Here is a 25,165-nt window from a genome sequence, read left to right on the forward strand (position 1 = left end):
CATGAGTGAAGAAATTAAAAATGTACAAGAAGAGCTGAATGAGCAAATGCAAATTCGCCGCGACAAATTGGCTGAATACGAAGCGGATGGCATCTATCCATTTGGTCAACGTTTTATTGTAAAAGATAATGCAAAAGAAATTAAAGATGACTTCTTCTTGAAATATGATGGTCAACCTGTAGTTATTGCAGGGCGCTTAATGACAATCCGTTCCCATGGTAAAACAGCATTTGCCAATGTTCGTGATAAATCTGGGGATATTCAAGTATATTTCCGTAAAGATGTATTGGGCGAAGAGGCTTATAAATACGTAAAAATGCTTGATATCGGTGATATCATCGGTGTAGAAGGTCATGTATTTAAAACTCATACAGGTGAAGTTACAATTAAAGTTAACAAATTAACTTTGTTATCTAAATCTTTACGTCCATTACCAGAAAAGTGGCATGGTTTAAAGGATACAGAACTTCGTTACCGTCAACGTTATGTTGATTTGATTGTTAATCCTGAAGTGCGTGATACATTTGTAAAACGTTCCCAAATCGTTGCTAAAATTCGCGAATACATGATGCGCGATGGTTTCATGGAAGTAGAAACACCAATGATGCATGCTATCCCTGGTGGTGCTGCAGCTCGTCCATTTATCACTCACCACAATGCGCTTGATATCGATATTTACATGCGTATTGCACCAGAATTATACCTTAAACGCTTGATCGTTGGTGGTATGGACCGCGTATTCGAAATGAACCGTTGCTTCCGTAACGAAGGTATCGACAACCGTCATAACCCAGAATTCACTACTATCGAATCTTACCAAGCTTATGGCGATGTTGAGGATGCTATTCGCTTAACAGAGAATCTTGTGTCCTACTGTGCACAAGAGGTTCTAGGTACACAAGAAATCACATACCAAGGTACAGAAATCAATTTGACTCCACCTTGGAATCGTATCACAATGGCTGAAGGTGTAAAAAAATACACTGGTGAAGACTTTGATGCAGTTACTACTGTAGAAGAAGCTCGTGCTATTGCAGATCGCTTAAATGTAGAATATACAGAAAATGATGGTATTGGTAAAATCTTAAATCTTTGCTTCGAAGATTATGTAGAAGAAAACTTGATTCAACCAACTATCGTATATGGTCATCCAAAAGAAATTTCTCCACTTGCTAAAGCAAGTCGTGAAAATCCTTTGGCTACAGAACGTTTTGAAGCGTTCATTTATGGCCGTGAATTGGCAAATGGCTTCTCCGAGTTAAATGACCCAATCGATCAAAAACAACGTTTCTTGGATCAATTGAAAGAACGTGAAGCTGGTGATGATGAAGCTCACCGTATGGATGAAGACTTCGTTACTGCTCTTGAATACGGTTTACCTCCAACAGCTGGTTTAGGTGTTGGTATTGACCGTCTTGTTATGTTCTTAACAGACTCTGCATCCATCCGCGATGTATTGTTATTCCCATTGATGAAACCAGAAGCTCCTAAGCATATTGAAGCTGAAGAAGAAGCAGCTGAATAATCTAAAACTAAAAGGCTCCCTATTCTTTGAGTAGGGAGCTTTTTTATTCGTCATATGATACGAATATTATGTTTTATGATTATTGTATTCTATGAATATTATATTTATTCTACATGTGCTGTTGAAGTATATGTTGACTATGATATTTAGTTACGAAAGGAGAAGACTGTGAAACATTTAAAGGTTGCTTTATCTGATTCCGTGCAATCCAAAATTAAATCCATAGCAGGACGCACATGTGTTGGCGTTTTTGAAACAGATTTTACAGATATAGGTGCCGTTGTTATCGATGATGGTGAGCTAGATCTTGTGAATAATAATCAAATTAGCTCCTTTGGTATACCTGTTATTGTCTTAAGACTTGATGCATCTAAAGATATATCTCTTTATAGAAATCGTATCACGTCCATTATAGAGCTCTTATCTATGAGTATCGACGACTGTACATCAGAGATAGAGAAAGTTGTAGCAAACTATGAAGCATCTATTTTACCACCATTTTTCAGGGCTTTATCTGATTATGTAGGGGATGAAAATTCACAGTTTGACTGTCCAGGTCATCAAGGGGGCCAATTCTTCTATAAACATCCTACGGGTCGTGCCTTTTACAATTTCTTTGGAGAGAATATATTTAGAGCTGATCTTTGCAATGCAGATGTAAAATTAGGGGATCTCTTAATTCATGAAGGCTATGCGTATGATGCTCAAGCACATGCAGCTAAGGTCTACAATGCGGATAAAACCTATTTTGTATTGAATGGTACATCTTCTGCGAATAAGGTAGTGCTTAATGCTCTTTTAACACCGGGGGATATTATTTTATATGATCGTAATAATCATAAATCTATCTGCCATGGTGGCCTCGTTATGTCTGGTGCTACGCCTATATATCTTGAAACAGCACGTAATCCCTTTGGCTCCATTGGCGGTATTTTAGATCATTGTTTTGATGAAAGTTATATACGTCAATTAGTGGCAGAAAAATCACCTGAAAAAGCAAATGCAAAACGTCCTATTCGATTAGCAGTTATTCAACTAGGAACCTATGATGGTACAATTTATAATGCGCGGCAAGTAGTAGATAAAATAGGCCATCTTTGCGACTATATTTTCTTTGATTCTGCTTGGGTTGGGTATGAACAGTTTATTCCTATGATGAAAGACTGTAGTCCATTGTTGTTAGAATTGGGCCCAAATGACCCTGGCATTTTAGTTACTCAATCAGTACATAAGCAACAAGCTGGCTTTTCACAAACATCCCAAATTCATAAAAAAGACAGTCATATAAAGGGACAAGAACGCTATGTGGATCATAAACGTTTTAATAACTCTTTTATGATGCATGCATCTACATCTCCATTTTATCCATTATTTGCATCGCTTGATGTTAATGCGAAAATTCATGAAGGCCAGTTAGGACAAACATTATGGCGTGAATGTGTTGAGGTAGCTATTGATGCGCGTAAAGCCGTATTGAAACAATGTAAATATTTACGCCCCTTAGTACCTCCAATTGTTCATGGTAAACCATGGAAAGAGGGAAATACCCATGAGATGGCTTGTGATGTAAAATATTTTGCTTTTGAGCCAGAAGCCAAGTGGCATTCTTTTAACGGCTATGGTGAAGGACAGTATTTTATTGATCCATGTAAATTTCAACTGATTACACCGGGAATCGATGTGGAAACTGGAGAATATGAAGAGTTTGGCATCCCTGCGAATATTCTTGCTAATTATTTACGAGAAAATCGAATTATTCCTGAAAAATGTGATTTAAATACAATCTTATTCCTCATGACACCAGCAGAATCTAAGCATAAGATGGATGCGCTAGTGGCGGAGCTCGTTCGGTTTGAAGAACTCATAGATCGCGATGTACCGATGGAAGAGGTATTGCCATCGATTTACTATAGTCATATAGACAAATATAAAGGCTACCACATTCGTCAGTTATGCCAAGAAATGCATGACTTTTATAAGTCTAGAAATATAAGTCTTTTGCAACAGCGATTATTCTTGGGTGAATACTTCCCTGACTTTGTAATGAATCCACAAGAAGCTAACTTTGAGTTCCAACGTAACAAAGGAGAATTAGTCCCTCTATGTGAGGCAAAAGGGCGTATTGCCCTTGAAGGAGCTCTTCCGTATCCGCCAGGTGTAATATGTGTGCAGCCAGGGGAGCGTTGGTCCAAGACTGCGTGTGACTATTTCTTAGCCTTAGAAGAAGGTATTAATCAACTGCCTGGTTTTGCGCCGGAAATACAAGGTGTATACATTACGGAACAATCAAATGGATATAAACAAGCCTATGGCTATGTATTGAAAAAAGAATATTAAAGAAAATCTAGCGTGTTATTCGAGCATAGTGCTTTAGGGCTCTCATCACGCGAGGAGGTTATATGAATTCGACACTTATTTTAAAAGGAAATATATTATATACACCGCGGCCTTCAGAGTTTATATCTATTCCACATGGATATATCATTGCCGTTGATGGCGTGGTCGTATATTGTGGTGAAAGTATTCCACCAGCCTATGTAGATTGCGAGGTTACTGATTATGGTGATAATCTCATCATTCCAGGCTTTGTAGACACACATGCTCACGCTCCGCAATATTGTAACCGTGGCCTTGGCATGGACAAAGAATTACTGCCTTGGTTAGAAACCTATACATTTCCTGAAGAGGCAAAGTTTAGTGATTCAGATTATGCACGGTTAGTATATGGCTCCTTTGTGCAGGATTTATGGCGCAATGGGACTACTAGAAGTATACTATTTGGTACTATCCATAAAGAAAGCACATTAGTATTGATGGAGCTTTTACAAAAAGCAGGACTATCGGCCTATGTAGGTAAGGTAAATATGGATCGTAATAGTCCAGAATTCTTGATTGAGAAAACACAACAGTCCTTGATTGATACAAAAGAATGGCTGGATGCATCATCGCAGTTTGGTCCATTGGTTAAACCAATTATTACACCTAGATTTGTACCATCTTGTACAAGCGAATTAATGAGTGGATTAGGGAAATTAGCAGAAGAATATAATGTACCAATTCAATCTCACTTGTCCGAAAATCACGGTGAAATTGATTGGGTTGCATCATTACATCCAGAGTCACCAAATTATACAGATGTGTACTATGAACATCGCTTAATGGGACAGGTACCGACAGTGATGGCTCATTGCATTCATTTAAGCGATGTAGAAATGGATCGTATGGCAGAAACTCAAACTATGGTATCGCATTGTCCATATTCCAATGTAAACCTATCAAGTGGTATTGCACCGATTCGTAAGCTAATGAAATGGAATATACCGATTGGTTTGGGCTCAGATATCTCTGGTGGTCATATTGTATCGATGGCAAAAGTTCTTACGGAAGCCATTGGATTATCAAAAATGAAATGGGTAGAAGTCGATCAAACATATGCGCCCCTTGCATTAAGTGAAGCTTTCTATATGGCTACAAAGGGCGGCGGCAAGTTCTTTGGTAAGGTTGGTAGCTTTGAAAAAGGTTGTGAACTAGATGCCCTTGTCATTGACGATACATCACTATTTGATCCTAATGAACGTACCTTAGAAGAACGATTAGAGCGTTGGTTATATGTTGGTGATGACCGACATATTGTTGAGCGCTATGTAGCCGGCCATATAGTACCTAATCCTCAAGGTTAATATGTGATATGTAATAGCATGGGAATACAAAATAGAATTAAATAGTATTTATAACAGGTAGTTTGTATATAAGGCAAACTACCCGTTTTGATTTGGCCTCATATTGCGTATCAATACCCTTGGTGTATAATAAAATAATGTATAAATTAAGAAAGTGGGGTACTTGATGGATATATTAGGGGCAAGGCGCTCTATAGAGCAGAAGTTACTTATGCAATCCGTTGGCCTGATGGCTCTAGTAGCGGTAAGCGGTACTATAATGGGGATTGTGACGGGTTCTAGTGCGGTCTTATTAGATGGTGTATTTTCCTTTGTCGATGTTGTTATTAAAATCATGATGTTAATGACAGCCAAATTAATAGCGCGTGAAACGAGTAAGCGTTTTCAGTTTGGATATTGGCAGTTTGAACCTTTAGTATTGGCCGTAGAAGGATTTTTTATATTACTAATTGTAATCTATGCCTTATCTAGTGGTATTACAGATCTTATATCGGGTGGTCGTCATGTAGATTTTGGACCCGCTATTTATTATGCTATCTTCTTTACAGTGGCGGACACAATATATTACTTATATGTGCGTCGCATTAATAAGAGTCTGCAGTCCAACTTAATCAAATTTGATAATGTAAGTTGGTATGTAGATGCTTTGTTAGAAGCAGCTATCTTAATCAGTTTCGTCGTAGCTATCATGTTAGAAGGAACTGAATATGCTGATTGGGCAGCTTATATTGACCCCATTGTTCTCGTTGTATTAGCGGTGCAAATGATACCGTCTGCGTTCCGCATTATCATCCCATCTGTAAAACAAGTGTTGGGGTGGGCACCAACTTCATTACATAATGAAGTGCAGGAAATTATGGATCGTTTTATGGAAAAGTACAATTTCAAGGATTATGTTTCTAGCGTACAAGTATATGGCAACACTCGAATTATTGAGATTGATATTTTAGTTCGCAAGAATTTTCCGTATCAAACGATTGCTGAAATCGATGCGATTCGCAATGAAATTGACCAAGAAATCGGAGGGAATCCAACGGAAAAATGGGTTACCATTTCTTTCACCGGCACCCGAAAATGGATGGCAAAAGATTATTTACTAGAGGAAGATGATGATGAATAGTATAAAAATTAACGACAAAACTAGTAGATATCTTATAATTTAATGATAAATACACCGATATATGGTATACTTAAACGTATTGAATATATTGTTCGTAGCATAGTTGGAAGATGAGGTTCATAGTATGTTAGACTTGAAATTTGTCCGTGAAAATATTGATTTAGTGCAACAAAACTTAGATAATCGTCACACGAAAGGCGATTTGGAAACCTTTGTATCCGCTTATGATGAACGCCGTCAGTTGATTGGTAAAGTTGAGGAGTTAAAAGCTCTTCGCAACTCTGTAACTGAAGAAATTAGCCAATTAAAACGCAATAAAGAAAATGCGGATGATAAAATCGCAGAAATGAAAAAAGTAGGCGATGATATTGCTGAGCTTGATAATCGTATTCGCGATGTAGAAGCAAAATTACGTGACGCGGCATTGATGTTACCAAACATGTGCGATGCATCTGTTCCTGTTGGTGCTGATGAAGATGAAAATGTAGAACAACGCAAATGGGGCGAACCACGTCAATTCGACTTTGATGTACAAGCTCATTGGGATTTAGGTGAAAATCTCGACATTCTTGATTTCAATCGCGCTGGTAAAATGAGCGGTGCTCGTTTCACTGTATATAAAGGTTTGGGTGCTCGTTTAGAACGTGCTCTCATTAACTTCATGGTTGATCTTCATGTAGATAAACAAGGCTACACTGAAATGATGACTCCATACATGGTAACGCGTGAAACTTTGACAGGTACTGGTCAATTACCTAAATTTGCTGAAGATATGTACCATGTAGAAGATACTGAATATTTCTTGATTCCTACCGCAGAGGTTACATTGACTAACTATCACAGTGGCGAAATCTTGAGCGAAGAGGAATTGCCAAAATATTATACTGCATTTACTGCATGCTTCCGTGCTGAAGCAGGCTCTGCAGGTCGTGATACTCGTGGTCTTATCCGTCAACATCAATTCAACAAAGTTGAAATGGTTAAATTAGCTAAACCTGAAGATTCTTACAAAGAATTAGAAACATTGACTGATAATGCAGAAGAAGTATTGCGCTTATTAGAATTACCATTCCGTGTAATTACACTTTGTACAGGTGATATTGGCTTTGGTTCTGCAAAAACATATGATGTAGAAGTATGGATGCCAGCTCAAGGCAAGTATAGAGAGATTTCTTCCTGCTCTAATATGACTGATTTCCAAGCTCGTCGTGCAAACATTAAATTCCGTCGTGGACCTAAAGGTAAACCAGAATTCGTTCATACATTAAATGGCTCTGGTCTTGCTGTAGGTCGTACAGTAGCAGCTATCTTGGAAAACTATCAACAAGCTGATGGCTCTGTTGTGATTCCTAAAGTGCTTGTACCTTACATGGGTGGCGTAGAAGTAATTAAGGCTGGAAAATAAGAGGGGGCATTCTATGAAGTTCTTTATTGATACAGCAGAATTTGATGAGATTAAAGAGGCGTATGCTTTTGGTTTTATCGATGGTGTTACTACTAATCCATCCCTTATCGTGAAAGCTAAACGCGATTTAAAACAAGTTATTTCTGAAATCGCTAATTTGGTAGAGGGCCCTGTGAGTGCAGAGGTTATTGCTTCTGATGCAGAAGGTATGATTGCGGAAGCTCATGAGCTTGTAAAATTAGGCTCTAATGTAGTTATCAAAGTGCCTATGACTCCAGAAGGTCTTAAAGCTGTTGCAGTTTTAAGCAAAGAAGGCATTAAAACTAATGTAACTTTAATCTTCTCTGCCAACCAAGCTTTATTAGCAGCTCGTGCAGGTGCTACCTATGTGAGCCCATTTGTTGGCCGTATTGATGATATCAGTATGGATGGCCTTACATTGATTCAAGATATTGCAGATATATTTGCTATTCATGGCATTGAAACTGAAATTATTGCGGCTAGTGTGAGAACACCATTGCATATCATTCAATGTGCAAAAGCTGGTGCTCATATTGCAACTGTGCCATTTAAAGTGCTTATGCAAGCTATGAAACATCCACTAACAGATGCAGGGCTTGAAAAGTTTATGGCAGATTGGAAACAAGCTAATCAATAAGTTAAGTATTCGGCTCGATGTAAGGGCCATATTACAATACACACAGGACTTATAAGGAGGCCTATTATGGATCGTACATTATCTTTGGAATTTGCTCGTGTCGTTGAAGCGGCTGCTTTGCGCAGCGGACGTTTACTTGGTCGCGGTCAAAAGGATGCAGCTGATGGTCTTGCTGTAGATGCAATGCGTCAAGCATTTGACTCTGTTCGTATTTCTGGTACAGTTGTTATCGGCGAAGGGGAAATTGATGAAGCACCTATGCTTTACATTGGTGAACATGTAGGTGCGGGTGGCCCAGAAGTAGACATTGCAGTTGACCCTATTGAAGGCACAAACTTGATTGCAAAAGGCCAAAATGGTGCGATTGCAGTTATGGCTATTGCTGAAAAAGGTGGCTTGTTACATGCACCAGATATGTACATGGAAAAACTTTGTGTTGGTCCTCGTGGTGCAGGTGCTATCGATATTACAAAATCTTTAACAGAAAATATTAAAAATGTAGCTGCAAAAATGAATCGCAATGTTGATGAAATTACACTTGTAATGCTTGATCGTGAGCGTCATTATGGTTTGATGAAAGAAGCGCGTGATCTTGGTGCACGTATTATGTTAATTTCTGATGGCGATGTTAACCCAGCTATGGAATGTTGTATCGAAGGTTCTGGTGTGCACATGGTTGTTGGTACTGGTGGTGCACCAGAAGGCGTATTGGCTGCAGCAGCTTTAAAATGCGTAGGTGGCGATATGCAAGCGCGCTTGAAACCAGAAACAGAAGAAGAAATTCGTCGTTGTCATGAAATGGGTATTACCGATGTAAATCAAGTACTTACATTGGATGATTTAGTTCGTACAGATGATGTTATCTTTGCGGCTACTGCTATTACTCGCGGTAACTTATTGAATGCTATTCAATACTTCCCAGGTGGTGCGCGTACACATACTATCGTAATGCGTTCTAAAACAGGTACTGTTCGTTTCTTAGATACAGTGCATATGGATGAGAAGCTAAAATCCTTAAAAGCAAAATAATAATTAAGCCCCTCAAAATTGATATGTCCTCCCCATTTTTACTGGTTGTCCAGTAAAGGGGGTACATATCAAAAATGAGGGGCTTTTTTTCTCAGTATTTTCTCACAGTCTCTTGATGAGATATATCGAAAAATAGTATAATAACATTTAGTATATGACGTTATAAATACAACGTCTTGTAGTTCATACAAGATGATCGATATAAAGTGTAGGAGGAATTCTGTTGGAAAAGCTAATCATTCAAGGTGGCAACCGGTTGGAAGGCCGTGTACGTGTTAGTAGTGCTAAAAATGCGGTACTCCCTATTATTGCCGGTACTTTGCTAGCATCAACACCTAGTAAATTACTTGAAATTCCAAATTTGGAAGATGTAGGTACAATTTGCCAAGTTATCGAGTCTTTGGGGGTTAAAATTACTCGTAATAAAGCAGATGATGAAATTATCTTCGATGCGTCTACATTGACTGCTACGGAAGCTCCTTATGAGCTTGTACGAAAAATGCGTGCATCTTTCCTCGTAATGGGGCCACTTTTAGCGCGCAAAGGGGAGGCTAAAATCTCCATGCCAGGTGGTTGTGCGATTGGTGCCCGTCCTATCGATCTTCACCTAAAAGCATTCGAAGCACTAGGTGCTAAAATTGAAATTACTGAAGATTATGTATATGCTCATGCTCCAGAAGGCCTTAAAGGCACTCAAATTTACTTGGATTTCCCAAGTGTAGGGGCTACAGAAAATGTAATTATGGCAGCTTCCATGGCGGAAGGTAAAACTGTTATCGAAAATGCTGCGGAAGAACCTGAGATCGTTGATTTAGCAACATTCTTGAATGCAATGGGCGCTAATATTCGCGGTGCTGGTACAAATGTAATCCGCATTGAAGGTGTGCCTCAATTACATGGTGCGATTCATACGGTTATTCCTGACCGTATCGAAGCTGGTACATATTTGATTGCTGCTGCTATGGCTGGTGGTGACGTATTTGTAGAAAATGCATTGCCAGAACATTTGAAACCAGTAGTAGCTAAGTTAAAAGAAGCTGGCGTTACTGTAGAGGAAGAAATTGATGGTATTCGCGTTATCAGTACTGGCAAAGGCATTAAAGCTGTTGATATTAAAACATTACCATACCCAGGTTTCCCAACAGATATGCAAGCTCAATTTATGGCGCTTACTACAATCGCTGAAGGTACAAGTACTGTAACAGAAACTGTATTTGAAAATCGCTTCATGCACGTTGCGGAACTTCGCAAAATGGGTGCCCATATCGATATCGACAACCGTCAAGCGATTGTAGAAGGTATGCCACGCTTACATGGTGCTGTAGTTAATGCTACAGACTTGCGTGCAGGTGCGGCTCTTGTTTGTGCTGCGTTGACTGCAGAAGGTAGAACTGAAGTAGGTCGTCTACATCATATCGATCGTGGTTATGATGATTTCGTAGGTAAATTGCAAAGGTTAGGTGCTGATATTGTTCGGGTTGACGAATAAAAGTACAGAGCCAAAACAGAATAAAAAGAAACGAAGCCGGCGCTCAAAAGGGCCGGCTTTATACAACGAGCAACAAAACTTAGGTGCTGCAAAGGTTGAAAATGCTAAAACTAGTTCTAACCGTAAACCATTACGAAGGACTAAACGCAAGTCTACGAAGCTTTCAGAGGGCGTAGCTAAGCAAGCTAGCCATTTGGCTTCCAATATGCGCGAAGCAATGGTTAAAGTCACCAAAATGCGCCGTGTTGAGCGTCGTAATCGCGAAACTGTTGCCATAGCGAAAACTACACCTGCTATGACATTAAAGCGATTAGTTCGTCCTGAACAAGTAGGCGATTTAATGGGACGATTGAATCGTTCATTGAATTTTGACTTAGGTATAGATTTGGGAACTGCCAATATTCTTATCTTTGCTAAAGGGAAAGGGCTAGTCTTAGATGAGCCTGCCTATATTGCGCGTGATGATAAAACTGGAGATATTCTCGCGTTAGGTGAAGCTGCACGTTCTATGGTTGGGCGTACACCTAAAGGCATATCTGTTATTCGTCCTGTTCAAGCGGGTGTTATCGCAGATTACGATATGACCGAATTTATGTTAAAATACTTTATTCGTTCCGTTGTGCCTGCTTCTAGATTGATGAAAACGCGTATTATCGTATGTGTGCCATCTGGAATTACGCCTGTTGAAAAACGTGCTATTTTAGAGGCTTTACTTAGAACAGGCGCTAAAAAGACTGTTCTTATAGAGGAACCATTAGCAGCAGCTATGGGTACAGGCCTCAATGATGCTGACCAAGTTGGAGCTATGGTTGTCGATGTAGGTGGCGGTACTACTGATATTGCCGTTCTTTGTGATACTGGCGTTGTTGTGAGTGAATCCCTTCGTATTGGGGGAGATTCCTTCAATGAATCTATTATTCGCTATATACGTCGTAAGAAGCGACTTGTTATTGGACCTTTAACAGCAGAAAAGATAAAGATTTCTGTTGGTACCGTAGATCGACGAGCTAAAGAACGAACTATAGAGGTTAGAGGGCGTGATGCCAGCTCTGGACTGCCTAAGATGGTTGCTGTTAATTCCTTAGAAATTCAACGTGCCTTAGAGGCGCAAGTGATGAATATTCTAGAAGGCATTAAATCGATTTTAGAAAAAACGCCTCCAGAACTTGTAGCAGCCATTAATGATCATGGTATCATTCTGACAGGTGGCGGTGCTCTCATCGATGGTTTAGATCGTGTTATTACACGTTCTGTTGGTATTGCATCTTATTTGGTAGAGTCTCCGCGATATGCTGTTATCAAAGGGGTTGCAAAAGCTCTTGATGAAATGTCACAATTGCGTGATACATTGGATGAATTACAATAAAATATTTCATTGAAATAATGTAAAATTTGGAGAAGTTACTATTTATAGATAGGCCATTGAAAAATGGAATGACCGTAGATAGTAACTTCTTTTTTAGTGCATCCTTTTTGTAATTTTTATCTATATGATGTATACTATAGTAAAAGTATATTGCATAAAATTGATGTATGAATATAAATCTATCAATATGGGTTGTCGCTATAGAGGAATTGTAAATGAAACGATATTTATATATGACTTTTGCTGTGTTAGGCTTTCTAGGCAGTACAATACCTTATGCGGAAGCTGGAAATTTAACCGGCGTACGTGTATCTAATCACGAAGGTACAAGTCGAATCGTATTAGATGTGTCTGAAATGCCTGTATCTTGGACTAAATCTTATAATGAGTCCACACATGCTCTTACCCTTAACCTAGGTGGAACCACAAATGGATTGACTGGACCTGTAGCTCAAAATAACACGAAAACAGGTGTTTTAAAAGGTATTGGTTTGCAACCTGTTAATGGCGCTTTACAAGTAACATTGACGGCTAATAAGGATGTACAACACCATGAGTTTACATTGGAAAAGCCATCGCGTATTGTAGTGGATTTATTTTCTAGCTATGCTCAACAAACAACAAAAGATGTAAATAAATCCGTTACGTATAGCAAGATTAATAACACTGTAGCAGAAGGTAAGATTCAAGCCTTTGCGTTATCTGTTGATAATGATTCACCTATGGTAGTAGCCCATGTTCCAGAAGGAAAAACCTTATCATCTGTGATTCAATCACATACTGCCATCATTGGAGCAAAGGTAAAGGGCGGAAGTTTTGATCGTCCTTATTCAGTAGCTAGTGATGGAACGATTGATTTAGAGCGTATTTCTAATCGTGGCACCTTGCGATATACACCAAATCGGGGATATTTTATTGAAGAAAAGAGACCATTATTACAAGCTAAAACACAAAAAGATACCTTCCTAATTACATCTGTTAATACAGGACGTAAAGAAAATGCCTTGACTCTATATACATCAGCTTATGGGCCTTCTACAAAAACTAATGATTTCGGCTATGAAGTGACGGTAGCCAATGGCAAGGTTGTTAGTGGTCAAAAAGGAAATTCTAAAATTGGAGAAAACCAATATGTATTATCTGGGCATGGAGAATCAAGAGATGCACTGCGTAAATTAAAAGTGGGCACACCGATTACGATTCAAAATAGACCGGAGTTAGCACAAGTTAGCACTACTGGTGGTGCAGCGCTACAAGCGGGTACTATGGTATTGAAGAATGGCAATTATGTAGGTGCTGATGGGACCCATAATAAAGCTCGTAGTTTCATAGGAACTACAAAAGATCATAATTTAGTAGTCCTCACTGTTGATAAAGCAGGCCTTCAATCCGTAGGGGTCACACAACAAGAAGGGGCCAAACTATTAGCTAAGCTAGGCGTCGTAGATGGTGCTGAATTATCAAATCAAGGTAGCGTTGATTTAGTGGTTAATGATACGTATGTACATAAAGCTACTCCAAATCCTACGACCTATGAGGATATTGTAATTATAAAATGAATTCGTTGCATACAATTTTGTTTGAAATATTAGTAATAATTTAGTATACTATAAATACATAACTAATTTTGTAAAAGGAGGGATCGTTATGAAAAGAGTAGTGTTGGCCTTAGCTGCTTTAGGCATTTTAAGTGTTAGCTCTGTAATGGCGGCCCCTGTATCATACCAAAGTGTATTAACAGGTAAAGTTGCTTCTACAGTTTCTGTTGGCTCTGCTGTAACAGAAGGTCAAACATTGGTAACTGTAGAGACATTGGCTGGCCCTATGGCTGCTGCTAAATCTACTGTAACTGGTACTGTAACGGCGGTTAATGTTACAGTGGGTTCAGACGTTTCTCGTGATCAAATCGTTGTCACAGTAGAAAGTAAATAAAGGAGAGAAGGAATGAAGTTTTCTCATTCTTGGCGTCGGTATAGAAAAGCGATACTGGCGCTTTTCTTCTGTACTTCACTTACAGCTGCACAGGCTGTTGATTTCATGCCTGTCAATGATGTAACTACAGGTATGGAAGGTATTGCAAAAACTGTAATTGTAGGAGATACTATTTCGACCTTTGATGTAAAGGTACTGGGTGTCATGAAGGATAAGGGGCCATCTGGTCATCTTATTTTGGCAAAGTTCTCTGGTCCTGTTATGGAAAAAACTGGAGGCATTGCTCATGGCATGAGTGGTAGTCCTGTATATATAAATGGCAAGCTCGTTGGTGCTGTTGCCTATGGATGGGGCTTTGCAGACGGTACGATCGGGATGATTACCCCTATTGAAGATATGGTGAAGTTATGGAATATTCCATATGAGAAGAATCTATCGAGACCATGGGACGATAAACAATTGATTCCTCTTGGAACCCCACTTATGGCTTATGGCTTTGATGCAGCGTCCATGGATTACTTCAAATCCAAGTTGCCACAATATAAATATGAAACTTATGATACTGCTAGCGCTAGTGGTGATGAAACTGCAAAACCATTAGAGGCTGGTGGATCTGTAGCAGCATTATTAGTTGATGGAGATCTTAAATTAGGGGCTATTGGTACTGTTACCTATGTAGATGGTGAAAAGATTGTTGCCTTTGGTCATCCATTCTTGAAACATGGCTCTTCAAACTACTTTATGCATAATGCAAGTATCTTTACGGTAGTTAAAAGTTATGATGCTGCTTTCAAATTAGGCTCTATGGGCAAGGAAGTAGGCTCAGTAACTGAAGATAGAGGTGCTGGTATTGCTGGCGTATCTGGAGTGATCTCTCCAGGCATTCCTATGCGCTTCCATTTGAAAGACCTTGATATGGGGCGTGATAAGACTAGCTCTGTTAAGGTCATTGAAGATAGTGAAATGACACCGACCTTAGCGGCTACATCTCTATATAATATGTTGAATAAAACATTAGATCGTAGTGGCGCTGGTACAGCTACAATTTCTTATACTATTACTCCAAGAGGTAAAGAACATAAACCATTGACACGAACTAATATGTTCTATAGTTCTGACTCTATCTCAGAGAAGGCTGTTGATGAGTTCTACAATGTTATCGATGTTCTTATGAATAACCGATTCATTAATTATGAAATCTCTGATATCTCTGTAGAAACTGAAGTAACACAAGATAAGAAAACTGCGAAGCTTATTGATGCGTCTGCATCTTCTACCATTGTTTCTCCTGGGGATACAATCGTTGTAGATGTAACGTTGGAGCCATTCCGCGGGGAGAAGGTTGTTAAACAAATCTTCTTTAAAGTTCCTGAAAATCAAGCTGTTGGTCAGTATACCTTAGAGGTGCGTGGGGGCGGTGAAATCCCATTACCTTATGTATTAGAAAAACAAAAATACAATTTAACTGATGAAATCTTACGTCGATTAAAAGTTCATAAAGATTTTGATGAGCTTTATGATGAAATTCAAAAGACTGATACGAATAATCAAATCGTTGTAGAGTTTTTAGAAGATGGCATTAGCCTTGTTGATGAAGATGGTTCCAAATCTGTTAAAAAAGCGAAACTTAAAGATGTAGAATCAAAACCTACGCCAGGGGATGTAAAGAAAAAAACTGGTCAAGAAGATTTGAGTTCCAATAAGGATGATGACGATCAAATCGAAAAGACTGCTATTGATACAGAGTACATCGTTCAAGGTGATGGTCAATTTACAATTCATGTTATGAAGCCAGCTGATCGTGATAAAGCACTAGCTAAACGCATAAAAGAAGCTAAAAATCAAATCAAGATGGAACATAAATTAGAGTTGGAAGACCAATCAAAAAAGGATAAATCCAGTAAAAAAGATGTGAAAAAGTCTGATAAAAAAGACACAAAAACACCTGATAAAAAGGATGAATCTAAAGTAAATGATACTAATTCAGCTGAGTAAGCTGAAAATGTAAGGGGAAAGGGCTAGACTGTTGAATTGGCTTGAATCGATAGGTCGTGTTGTAATACACGGCCTATCACAGATGGGTAGTGCTACATTATTAGTGTGGCAAACAATAAAACAACTGAAAATGATTAATCTGTGGCATGTATTCCAGCAGATGGCTCACTTAGGTGTAGATTCATTGCCGATTATTAGCTTAACGCTACTATTTGCAGGGGCGGTTATGACCTTACAGATTACAGATGTATTAATTACATATGGAGCTCAAAGTACTGTGGGTGGTCTTATGGCTGTTGCTATGGGACGTGAGTTAGGGCCTATTTTAGTAGGGGTTGTACTGGCCGGCCGTGTTGGCGCCGCTATCACAGCTGAAATTGGTACAATGAAGGTAACTGAACAAATTGATGCGCTACGTGTTATGGCTGTCGATCCTGTTGGTTATCTCGTGGTACCTCGTGTAGTAGCATGTATGATTATGGTGCCTATTTTGGCATTTTATGGTGTAGTCATTGGTATTGCAGGTGGTTACTTTGTAGCTACTGCTATCAAAGGTCTGGCGCCAAGTACTTATTTAGATTCTATTCAAATGTTTTCTACCATTTCAGACTTTACACTAGGTCTTTTGAAATCTAGCGTATTTGGTGCTGTCATTGCATTGGTAGGTGCTTACAAAGGGATGGAAACTAAAATGGGCGCTGAAGCGGTTGGCTTCTCCACAACTAGTTCTGTAGTAACTAGTATTATTTTAGTATTTGTATTAAATTACTTTTTATCTACCTTGTTATATTAGTAGATACATTAGAGGGATTTATGATAGAACTACGCAATGTTGTAGTTGCCTATGAGTCGCGTGTGATTTTAGACTCTATTAATCTCACTATCGATGATGGGGAGACGTTAGTCATTTTAGGTGGTAGTGGTAGTGGTAAAAGTACACTACTTCGCTTATTGATTGGCTTGCAGCGTCCTACATCGGGACAGATTATAGTAGATGGCACAGATATTACAACATTATCTGAAGATGAATTTAATACAGTACGAAGAAAAATGGGAATGGTATTCCAATACTCTGCATTATTTGACTCTATGTCGGTAGGTGAAAATGTAGCCTTTGGCTTACGTCAGCATACGGACTTAGGAGATGATGAAATAAAACGCATTGTAGCAGAGCGTCTCGATTGGGTCGGTTTAAAAGGGTATGAATCCTATATGCCTAATGAATTATCTGGGGGCATGAAGAAGCGTGTTAGCTTAGCTCGTGCCATAGCGTTAGATCCTAGTTTAATTCTCTATGATGAACCTTCATCCGGGTTAGATCCTATTACATCAGGTACGATTAGTATGTTGATTAAGGGAATGCAGCAACGGCTCGGTTGTACATCTATCGTTGTAACGCATGATATGCAATCTGCATTTTATGTAGCAGACCGCATAGCTTTACTTGATAAGGGGAAATTTGTGGAAATTTCTGATACAATAGACTTTAAGAATTCTACAAATAAAAAGGTACAACAGTTTATTCATGGTGAAGCAGAACCAATTAACGTATCTGTGATGGGAGAGGTATAATGAAGTGGACGACGGAGGCCAAGGTAGGGGCTTTCACGATAATAGGTATAGCATTATTTATTGCGGGCATACTATTTGTAGGCCGCATTGATATATGGGCTAAGCCGCAAATGACAATTACTGGTGATTTTGCTCAAGTTAATGGCCTAAAAAATGGTAATCAAGTTAAATACTCTGGTGTAGCTATCGGTAATGTCTCTGATATTGAGATTACACCGCATGGTGTGGTAGTAAAAATGAAGCTTGATGAAAAAACACAAATCCCAAGTGATTCTATATTTACTTTAGGGTCAGATGGTTTCTTAGGCGATAAATTTATCCAAATTTCACCTGGTCATTCTACAGTATATTTACAAGATGGTGATTCCGTTAAGGGCGAAGGTGCAGATGCCATGGATAAAGCTATGCAAAGTGCTCAAAAATTAATGGATGGCACTGAAAAGATGTTGCAGTCTATCAATAATATTATTGGTGATCCTGCAACGCAAAATGCACTTAAACATTCCTTGCAATCTACAGCAACGATGGCTGATAATGCAGTAGCGATTACACAAAATATGGCTGATGTAACAGCACAGCTAAATCAAGCGGCACAGCAATTTAATGCAGATGGTAATGCAGGCAATGATATGCGCGCTATTTTAACTAACTTAAAACAAACTACGGATCGTGTAGATAATATGGCTCGCTCTATGGAATCTACGGTAACAGATCCTAAAGCACAAGAAAATATTAAGGAAACATTACATAATACGGCGCAAATTTCTGCTCGTATCAATAAATTAATGGGTGGTAAGGCGTATCAAACGGATACAAATGGAAATATTGTTGAGGTTGGCACAACTGAAAAAAAGTCTTCCCCTAAGGTTGAACCATCTGTAGATCTGTTGTATAACACAACAGATAATGAATTCCGTATCAATGGTCGTGTTCGTGCTATTAATGATAAAGGTATGGCAGAAATTGGACTATCCAATATTGGGGATGATACAAAATTCGATTTAAATGCAGGCAAATTTGTTAGTCCGAAATGGTTAGTACGTGGTGGTATTTTTGAAAGTGAATTGGGCGTGGGCGTAGATTATAATTTACGTGGTCCTGTATCCTTGTCTGCTGCTATGTATGATCTTAATCATCGTAAATATCGTATTCGTAGTGATATACGTTTACATAAAGATACTTATGGGGTTATTCAAATGACCAGACCGTTCGGTTCCACGAATGGTGGTACCTACTTTGGTATCAAACAAGTATTTTAAAGACTAATACATTCACTTTAGGTGAGTATGGAGGTATATATTATGAATAAAAAGGTTTTATCCTTGGGTGTAATGCTCTCCTTGGCTACTACAGGTGCAATGGCTGCTGATGTAGTTACAACTTCCGTTAATAATGGAGACCAATTAAGCAAATATCAAAAAGAAGCTATTCAATTAACACAGAAGCAATTAGCTGAAAAATCTGTTCAAGATAGCAAAACATATGAGAGCAAATTGGACCTCGATGAGTCTCGTACTATAGATTTGGCATTAGCTAATAACCGTACTGCAAAACAAACTAAATGGGGTTATGAAGCTGCTAAATCTGCAGTTAGCCAAGTAGCAGCAGGTAAAAACCCTAGCGTTAGCTATGGTTGGTCTGCTCAAAAAACCGGTGGTGATACTGGACGCGGTAAATCTGGTAGTCATAACTTCTCCATTAGTGCACCTGTATTTAATCCTCAACTTGATGCAAGTATTGACTCTGCACGTTATACTCGTGAAGGTACTGGCGCTAGTTATGAAGAAGCATTGCAACAAGCAAAATACGATGCAATCAGTGGCTACTATACTTTGATTATGAACCGTAATCTTGTTGATGTGGCTCAACAAGCTGTTAAAGATTACCAAGGTCATGTAACAAATGTGCAAGCTCAATATAATGTTGGCTTGGTAGCTAGTTCTGATGTATTGGCTGCTAAAACAAATCTTGCTGACTCTGAAACGAGCCTTGTTAAAGCTCAAAATGCTGCAAATTTAGCAGAAGCAAGTTTAAATCAAGTCATTGCATATCCTGTACAAACAGCTATTAATACAGCAGAACATGATTTACAATATAAACCTTATAATGTTACATTGGAACAAGCTAAAGCATATGCTTTACTTCATCGTTCTGCTCTTGTAAAATCTGCCCTTGATGTAAAATCTGCAGAAGAGGCTGTAAAATCTGCTAAAGCTGGCTATTTGCCAACTGTAGCGGTAAAAGCAGGTCGTGGCTATGCTGATCCAGATGGTTACTTTGGAACAAGTACAAAATCTTGGAGTGTAGGTGCTACTGCATCCTGGAGTTTATGGGACGGCGGCGCTACACAAAATGCTATTAAAAAAGCTAATGCACAACTTGAACAAGCTAAAGAAGCTAATTTAGCTACTGTTGATGCTGTATTATTAGCCGTACAAAAAGCATACTTGAACTTGCGTTCTGCAGAGCAAACAATCCAAAGCACTCAAACTGCAGTCGCTCAAGGTCAAGAAAGCTTCCGCATTGCTACACTTCGTTATCGTGCAGGCGTTGGTACTAACCTAGACGTTCTTGATGCAGAAACTAAATTGACAACAGCTCGTAACAACTATGTACAAGCTCTTTATAACTACAATATTAGCATTGCAGCGCTTGAGCAATTAACAGGTGTTCCATTGAATACTCCAGTTGGACAAGGTGCAGAAATTATTGCAAACAGTGGTGCAGCTGAACAGTTAGCACAACTTGGTGGCAATCAATAATATAAAAAAGACGACTTAGGTCGTCTTTTTTTTGTGAAAATTTATCATATAAATTCATTATATATTCTCATTAATTTGTTATGGTAGTGTTCATAATGATTCTATATGTGGTTATTATAGAAACTGATTAGTAAAAAATATATTAGTTTTATAAAAGTTATCTTGAAAATGCTATAGTTATTACTTTGTCTGTGGTAAGATTAGTATATATATTTATATTATTCATAATGTGTATGGGAGATCATTATGACCCGTAAAAAGTGGTGCCTTATAGGTGCAGCGATTTTAGGTTTATCTGGTATTGGTGCCAGTATTAATCCAATAGCTCAGACCTATGTGGCTCCTATGGTTAAAGAACAAGTAAATAATGCCATAAACGGATCTGTGGACTATGATTCTCTTCGTATCAATTGGAATGGCGATGTAGTTCTATCCGATGTAGTGATTAAAGATCGAGATGGACACTTAGTAGGAACTGCACAAGATGTAGCAGTGGGGGTTAAACTATCTGCATTGCCGAGCATAATTGGTGGTAATACATCAGGGGCAACAGCTATATCTAGTGTTACAGTGGAGGCTCCTGATCTCCATATATGGCAATTGGTCGATGGATCTTGGAGTGTAGAAAAGTTAGTAAAACCATCTGATCCAAATAAGTCCGGCAGTTTTGATGGTGACATTACCATAAATAATGGTCGTGTAGCGTTACGTACTAAAGATGGAATAAAACGAAATGTTGAAAAGCTTGATGGTACTGTTGCACTCAATATGAGTGGTATGTCTAAAGGGGCTTTTACGGCTGATATAGATGGTTCCTCTGTTCTTGTAAATGGCAATATAGACATGGATGATGTGTCTAATTTTGATGTGTTTGTACAAGCTGATGAAATTGATATGGCTGGCATTATGAGCTTTGTTCCGTTACGTAAGGATCTAGTTGTATCGAAGGGGAAATTACAAGATTTACATCTCAATATTAAAAGTGAAGATGGCCAATATGTTATGAGTGGCAATGTAGGGTTCAAAGGATTAAGCGGTACTTATAAACGTGGAAATACGACCTATACTATTACTGATGGGGAAGGTCGTATTATGTTAAATCACGACCAAATTGTCATTAGCCATAGCTCTTGGCGTATTAATGATCAAGCAGCAAAACTTAATGGTCTCATTACGTTAGGAAAAGAGGAAGAATATTTAAACCTTAATGTTGTGGCGGATAAAGTAGCACTAGAAGCTATTACTGATGTGGGGATTACAGGTGTTGTTGGCGGTCGTGCACATATTGGCGGCACCACTGTAGCGCCTCGCGTAGATGCGACAATCGGTGGTGATGGTATTTCTTACGAAGGGTATCATGTGGACCGAGTACAAGGAAATGTAGTATACGATAATGGATTGGTTCGTATCGATGATGCCCAATTATCTATTGGCGCTGGTAATGCTAAAGTTAAAGGTCAATATGTTGTAGACACAGGTGACTTTGATGTGGTTGCAAATGTTCATGCCTTATCGCTGGATACTTTCACAGAAAATCTAACCATGCCTATTACAGGGATAGTTGATGGAGAAATTCACGCGTTAGGGAAGAATAATCAACTTACCGATCTGGTTGGTGCTGTTCAAGGTCATCACATTGGTGTGCGTGGTGTCATCCTTGACTCTGTCAAAGCGGATTTAACTCATAGTGATAATCTTACCAACATTACTATGGTTGGGAATATGGGCGCTGGCTCCTTTAGTGGATATGGTTCTATTCAAAATGGTCAAGTGGATGCCACAGTTTCTGGTAATGCCTTACCGTTGACATCACTTAGTCCGATCATAGGTGAAGATGTAGCTGGCACACTTAGCACTTCTATTAATGTAAAAGGAGCCTTAGATAACCCTAATGTGACTGGAACAGTATGGGGACAAGAAATTCTCTATAAGGGTGCTCATTTTAATGATATTCATAGTGATATTACATTAGATAACCATGTCTTGACGATTACAAATGGTCATATTGGTGACGGTAGTGGCGGTTATGATATTACTGGTTGGTATAATATCAATACTGATGCATTAGATTTAAATGCTAAAGCTCGTGCTGTACGTATTGAAAATTTAATTCGTCCTGTAACTGACATTCCTATTACAGGATGGTTTGAAACCGATAACCATATAACAGGGACTGCGGCTAATCCTATTATAGAAGGACGAGCTCACTTATGGGATGGGTCTGCCTATGGCAAGCTTGTGACTAATGCTTTTGCAAAATATAACTATACAAATGAAAGATTAGAGTTATATCGTTTTGACATTGAAGGATACGGAGCGACTATTACAGGTGGTGGCACAGTATCAAAAGATGCTATTAATATTGATTTTGAAGGTAAGAAAATCGATATGGGCAGACTGCTCATCAATACTGACTATAAGGTAGATGGATTATTAGATGGCCGTGGTATTATAACAGGGTCTATGGATAATCCTCAGTTTAATGGATATGTTTTATCTGATGCTTTATCCATCAATGGCCAATTTTTGACAGGTCTGCATGGTCATGTCTATGCAGATAAATCCGTTGTAAATGTACAAGACTTTTCTTTTGCTGAATCAAATGGTGGTCGTTATGTTGCTAAAGGCGGCATGAAGCTCGACGATAGTAAACAGCTATTTGGTGTTTTAGATGTTACTAATGGTAGTGTCAAGAATTTATTAGCACTGTTAGATCGTGAAAATGAGCATCTTGATGGCAAATTAAACGGTTCTGTTGAAATTGGTGGCACAAAGGATAATCCAAGTGTTACTGTTGACGGTAAAATTAATGAAGTTAGTATTGATAACAAGGTTGTTGGTGATGCAACGATTGATGCTAGCTTAGCTAATCGAAAGTTTAAAATTACTACCTTAAAACTACCTGTTGATGAAGGTCTCATTGCCATGGGCGGTACATTGGATCTAGATGGACAAGCTGACTTACAAGTCGCTATAAAAGATGTTGACATAGTACCATTCTTGCCACTTATAGGTAAGGATGTCCAAGCTACGGGTTGGGTGACCGGCGTTGTGAATGTTACTGGAGAAACCAAAAATCCAAAGGTTGAACTATCTGGTGCGGTAGAATCTGGTTCCTTCAATGGAATTGGTATTGATGAGGGCTTTGCATTAGCTACAATGCAAGATCATGTTATTCAAATTCAACGCATCCAAGGTACAAAGAGCGGTTATAAACTCAGTATTTATGGTAAAATTCCATTGGCTGCACTCTATACATCTGGTTATTTAGAAGCTAGTGATGCTAAATCTATGGATGTAACGATTGACTTTAACGAAGCTGATATGGCGGTTATTCCTTTAGTAACAACGCGTGTTAAGGATGCTACGGGCCCGTTGAAAGGTGCTATTAGACTCACTGGGACTATAGATCAACCTGAGGCTTATGGTACAGTTTCAGTTCGAAATGGTACGATGAAGCTAGCTGGTGTGGAAAATGAAATCACAGGCATCGATGGAGATTTAATTTTCTCTGGTCAACAAGGGGACTTCCAATCTCGTATCAATATGGGGAAGGGTTCTGCAGGTTTAGCTGCTAAAGTAAATTGGTCTGGTCATGAGCTTACAAATTATAAGGCTGCTGTTCAACTTGATGGACTCGATGTTCGCAGTGAATATATTAGGGGCCCATTGAATGGGGAGCTTTATATTGCTGAACGCGATGGGTTACCTACATTGATAGGTAATTTGGACTTGGAAAATATCCAATTCAAGATTCCGCTTTCCTTACAATCTAGTGAAAGTAGTACCAATATGGGGGTAGATGTTACCATCCATGCTGGCAAGGGGGTACGCCTATATGATCGTACTTTGTATAATATGTTCATTGGTGGTGATGTTCACTTTGGTGGAACGTTACAAAATCCAACAGCTAGTGGCCAGTTTGATGTTAAATCTGGTACATTTAAATACTTAAGTCATGTATTTAATATTACGAAGGGGAATGCACACTTCGTGGGTGGCTCCTATTTGCCAAACCTACAATTAGAGGCTGAAACAAATGTAAGTAACTATAATATCATGCTTGGTGTAAAGGGCACTGTGGACCATATGGATTTAACTTTGACGTCTAATCCTAGCTTGTCTAGAAAGCAAATTATCTCTATGTTGACCTTTGGACGTGGGGCAGATTCAAATAGCAGTACATTGACAAATAATGATGTAAATGCTGTTGCTACTGCAGGGTTACAAATGTTTGCCTTTGGTTATGTACAAGACGCATTACAAAATACATTAGGGCTTGATAGAATCAATATTACGACTGGTTCTATTGATCCTGATGAACCGACTAATCGAGAAACCGCTGGCAATTACAATATCGAAATTGGCAAGTATATTGTGCCAAAGGTAATGCTTACTTATTCTCAAGGTATTAATAATAAACAAAATAAATATGGTGTGGAGTATTCTGTTAAACGAAACCTCAAGTTCACTGCATGGCATACATCGCAAGGGAACAATTATATAGGCGGCCGTTGGACAAGAAGCTTTTAAGTTTATGGCTAGAGTGTGCAAATCCCATAGATATGCACATTCTAGTCATATTAATTTCATAAAATTTGTTTAATATAGTACTCATTCCCAGTATTTTAT

At 38.7% G+C, this 25,165-nt stretch carries 17 protein-coding genes; all 17 read left to right on the forward strand.

Features of this window, described 5'->3' with window-relative positions; genetic code table 11:
- Position 1 precedes the first annotated feature (1 nt).
- The 17 genes from lysS to ACWTVK_RS07895 all read left to right on the forward strand — a co-directional run bounded on the left by lysS (position 2) and on the right by ACWTVK_RS07895 (position 25,066).
- Positions 2–1,525, forward strand: coding sequence for a lysine--tRNA ligase (gene lysS, locus ACWTVK_RS07815; RefSeq protein WP_178885356.1), 1,524 nt, complete (start codon positions 2–4; stop codon positions 1,523–1,525).
- Between the two features lie 168 nt (positions 1,526–1,693).
- A complete protein-coding gene (gene speC, locus ACWTVK_RS07820; protein WP_456046481.1) occupies positions 1,694–3,862 on the forward strand; it encodes an ornithine decarboxylase in 2,169 nt (722 codons plus the stop codon).
- A gap of 62 nt (positions 3,863–3,924) precedes the next feature.
- Complete coding sequence (gene guaD / locus ACWTVK_RS07825; protein ID WP_456046482.1) at positions 3,925–5,205, forward strand: guanine deaminase; 1,281 nt, start codon at positions 3,925–3,927, stop codon at positions 5,203–5,205.
- A 166-nt stretch (positions 5,206–5,371) separates the two neighbouring features.
- Positions 5,372–6,325: a cation diffusion facilitator family transporter gene (locus ACWTVK_RS07830; RefSeq protein ID WP_195186366.1), complete on the forward strand. Its 954-nt coding sequence runs from the start codon at positions 5,372–5,374 to the stop codon at positions 6,323–6,325.
- 124 nt (positions 6,326–6,449) lie between these two features.
- Complete coding sequence (gene serS, locus ACWTVK_RS07835) at positions 6,450–7,730, forward strand: serine--tRNA ligase (RefSeq protein WP_105086167.1); 1,281 nt, start codon at positions 6,450–6,452, stop codon at positions 7,728–7,730.
- A 13-nt stretch (positions 7,731–7,743) separates the two neighbouring features.
- Positions 7,744–8,388: a fructose-6-phosphate aldolase gene (gene fsa, locus ACWTVK_RS07840; protein ID WP_105090294.1), complete on the forward strand. Its 645-nt coding sequence runs from the start codon at positions 7,744–7,746 to the stop codon at positions 8,386–8,388.
- A gap of 66 nt (positions 8,389–8,454) precedes the next feature.
- The gene (gene glpX / locus ACWTVK_RS07845) at positions 8,455–9,417 is read left to right on the forward strand and encodes a class II fructose-bisphosphatase (protein ID WP_105086169.1); all 963 of its coding nucleotides are present in this window, start codon (positions 8,455–8,457) and stop codon (positions 9,415–9,417) included.
- Positions 9,418–9,640: 223 nt separating this feature from the next.
- Positions 9,641–10,906: a UDP-N-acetylglucosamine 1-carboxyvinyltransferase gene (gene murA / locus ACWTVK_RS07850; protein WP_105086170.1), complete on the forward strand. Its 1,266-nt coding sequence runs from the start codon at positions 9,641–9,643 to the stop codon at positions 10,904–10,906.
- Entirely contained in the window at positions 10,887–12,272 is a 1,386-nt protein-coding gene (mreB, locus tag ACWTVK_RS07855; protein WP_060924957.1) for a rod shape-determining protein, read from the forward strand. The genes murA and mreB overlap by 20 nt, the downstream gene beginning before the upstream one ends.
- Before the next feature lie 215 nt (positions 12,273–12,487).
- On the forward strand, positions 12,488–13,831 hold the full coding sequence (locus ACWTVK_RS07860) for a phosphodiester glycosidase family protein (protein ID WP_456046483.1): 1,344 nt from the start codon (positions 12,488–12,490) through the stop codon (positions 13,829–13,831).
- Positions 13,832–13,919: 88 nt separating this feature from the next.
- On the forward strand, positions 13,920–14,204 hold the full coding sequence (locus tag ACWTVK_RS07865) for a biotin/lipoyl-containing protein (RefSeq protein WP_005387253.1): 285 nt from the start codon (positions 13,920–13,922) through the stop codon (positions 14,202–14,204).
- 12 nt (positions 14,205–14,216) lie between these two features.
- Positions 14,217–16,199 carry a SpoIVB peptidase S55 domain-containing protein gene (locus tag ACWTVK_RS07870; RefSeq protein ID WP_456046484.1) on the forward strand — a complete coding sequence of 661 codons (1,983 nt, stop codon included), beginning with the start codon at positions 14,217–14,219 and terminating at the stop codon, positions 16,197–16,199.
- Between the two features lie 31 nt (positions 16,200–16,230).
- The gene (locus ACWTVK_RS07875; protein WP_119206302.1) at positions 16,231–16,992 is read left to right on the forward strand and encodes an MlaE family ABC transporter permease; all 762 of its coding nucleotides are present in this window, start codon (positions 16,231–16,233) and stop codon (positions 16,990–16,992) included.
- A 20-nt stretch (positions 16,993–17,012) separates the two neighbouring features.
- Entirely contained in the window at positions 17,013–17,771 is a 759-nt protein-coding gene (locus ACWTVK_RS07880; protein ID WP_024066737.1) for an ABC transporter ATP-binding protein, read from the forward strand.
- The gene (locus tag ACWTVK_RS07885; RefSeq protein WP_456046485.1) at positions 17,771–19,030 is read left to right on the forward strand and encodes an MlaD family protein; all 1,260 of its coding nucleotides are present in this window, start codon (positions 17,771–17,773) and stop codon (positions 19,028–19,030) included. Before ACWTVK_RS07880 ends, ACWTVK_RS07885 begins: the two co-directional genes overlap by 1 nt.
- 42 nt (positions 19,031–19,072) lie before the next feature.
- Complete coding sequence (locus tag ACWTVK_RS07890) at positions 19,073–20,533, forward strand: TolC family protein (RefSeq protein WP_456046486.1); 1,461 nt, start codon at positions 19,073–19,075, stop codon at positions 20,531–20,533.
- Positions 20,534–20,779: 246 nt separating this feature from the next.
- The gene (locus ACWTVK_RS07895; protein WP_456046487.1) at positions 20,780–25,066 is read left to right on the forward strand and encodes a translocation/assembly module TamB domain-containing protein; all 4,287 of its coding nucleotides are present in this window, start codon (positions 20,780–20,782) and stop codon (positions 25,064–25,066) included.
- Positions 25,067–25,165: the final 99 nt, after the last annotated feature.

The sequence above is a fragment of the Veillonella sp. Ser01 genome, assembly GCF_053850375.1.

What these genes read in the sequence shown, in the direction of transcription:
- lysS (WP_178885356.1), top strand. Translation starts at nt 2, where the DNA reads ATGAGTGAAGAAATTAAAAATGTACAAGAAGAGCTGAATGAGCAAATG.
- guaD (WP_456046482.1), top strand. Translation starts at nt 3,925, where the DNA reads ATGAATTCGACACTTATTTTAAAAGGAAATATATTATATACACCGCGG.
- ACWTVK_RS07830 (WP_195186366.1), top strand. Translation starts at nt 5,372, where the DNA reads ATGGATATATTAGGGGCAAGGCGCTCTATAGAGCAGAAGTTACTTATG.
- serS (WP_105086167.1), top strand. Translation starts at nt 6,450, where the DNA reads ATGTTAGACTTGAAATTTGTCCGTGAAAATATTGATTTAGTGCAACAA.
- fsa (WP_105090294.1), top strand. Translation starts at nt 7,744, where the DNA reads ATGAAGTTCTTTATTGATACAGCAGAATTTGATGAGATTAAAGAGGCG.
- glpX (WP_105086169.1), top strand. Translation starts at nt 8,455, where the DNA reads ATGGATCGTACATTATCTTTGGAATTTGCTCGTGTCGTTGAAGCGGCT.
- ACWTVK_RS07860 (WP_456046483.1), top strand. Translation starts at nt 12,488, where the DNA reads ATGAAACGATATTTATATATGACTTTTGCTGTGTTAGGCTTTCTAGGC.
- ACWTVK_RS07865 (WP_005387253.1), top strand. Translation starts at nt 13,920, where the DNA reads ATGAAAAGAGTAGTGTTGGCCTTAGCTGCTTTAGGCATTTTAAGTGTT.
- ACWTVK_RS07870 (WP_456046484.1), top strand. Translation starts at nt 14,217, where the DNA reads ATGAAGTTTTCTCATTCTTGGCGTCGGTATAGAAAAGCGATACTGGCG.
- ACWTVK_RS07880 (WP_024066737.1), top strand. Translation starts at nt 17,013, where the DNA reads ATGATAGAACTACGCAATGTTGTAGTTGCCTATGAGTCGCGTGTGATT.
- ACWTVK_RS07885 (WP_456046485.1), top strand. Translation starts at nt 17,771, where the DNA reads ATGAAGTGGACGACGGAGGCCAAGGTAGGGGCTTTCACGATAATAGGT.
- ACWTVK_RS07890 (WP_456046486.1), top strand. Translation starts at nt 19,073, where the DNA reads ATGAATAAAAAGGTTTTATCCTTGGGTGTAATGCTCTCCTTGGCTACT.
- ACWTVK_RS07895 (WP_456046487.1), top strand. Translation starts at nt 20,780, where the DNA reads ATGACCCGTAAAAAGTGGTGCCTTATAGGTGCAGCGATTTTAGGTTTA.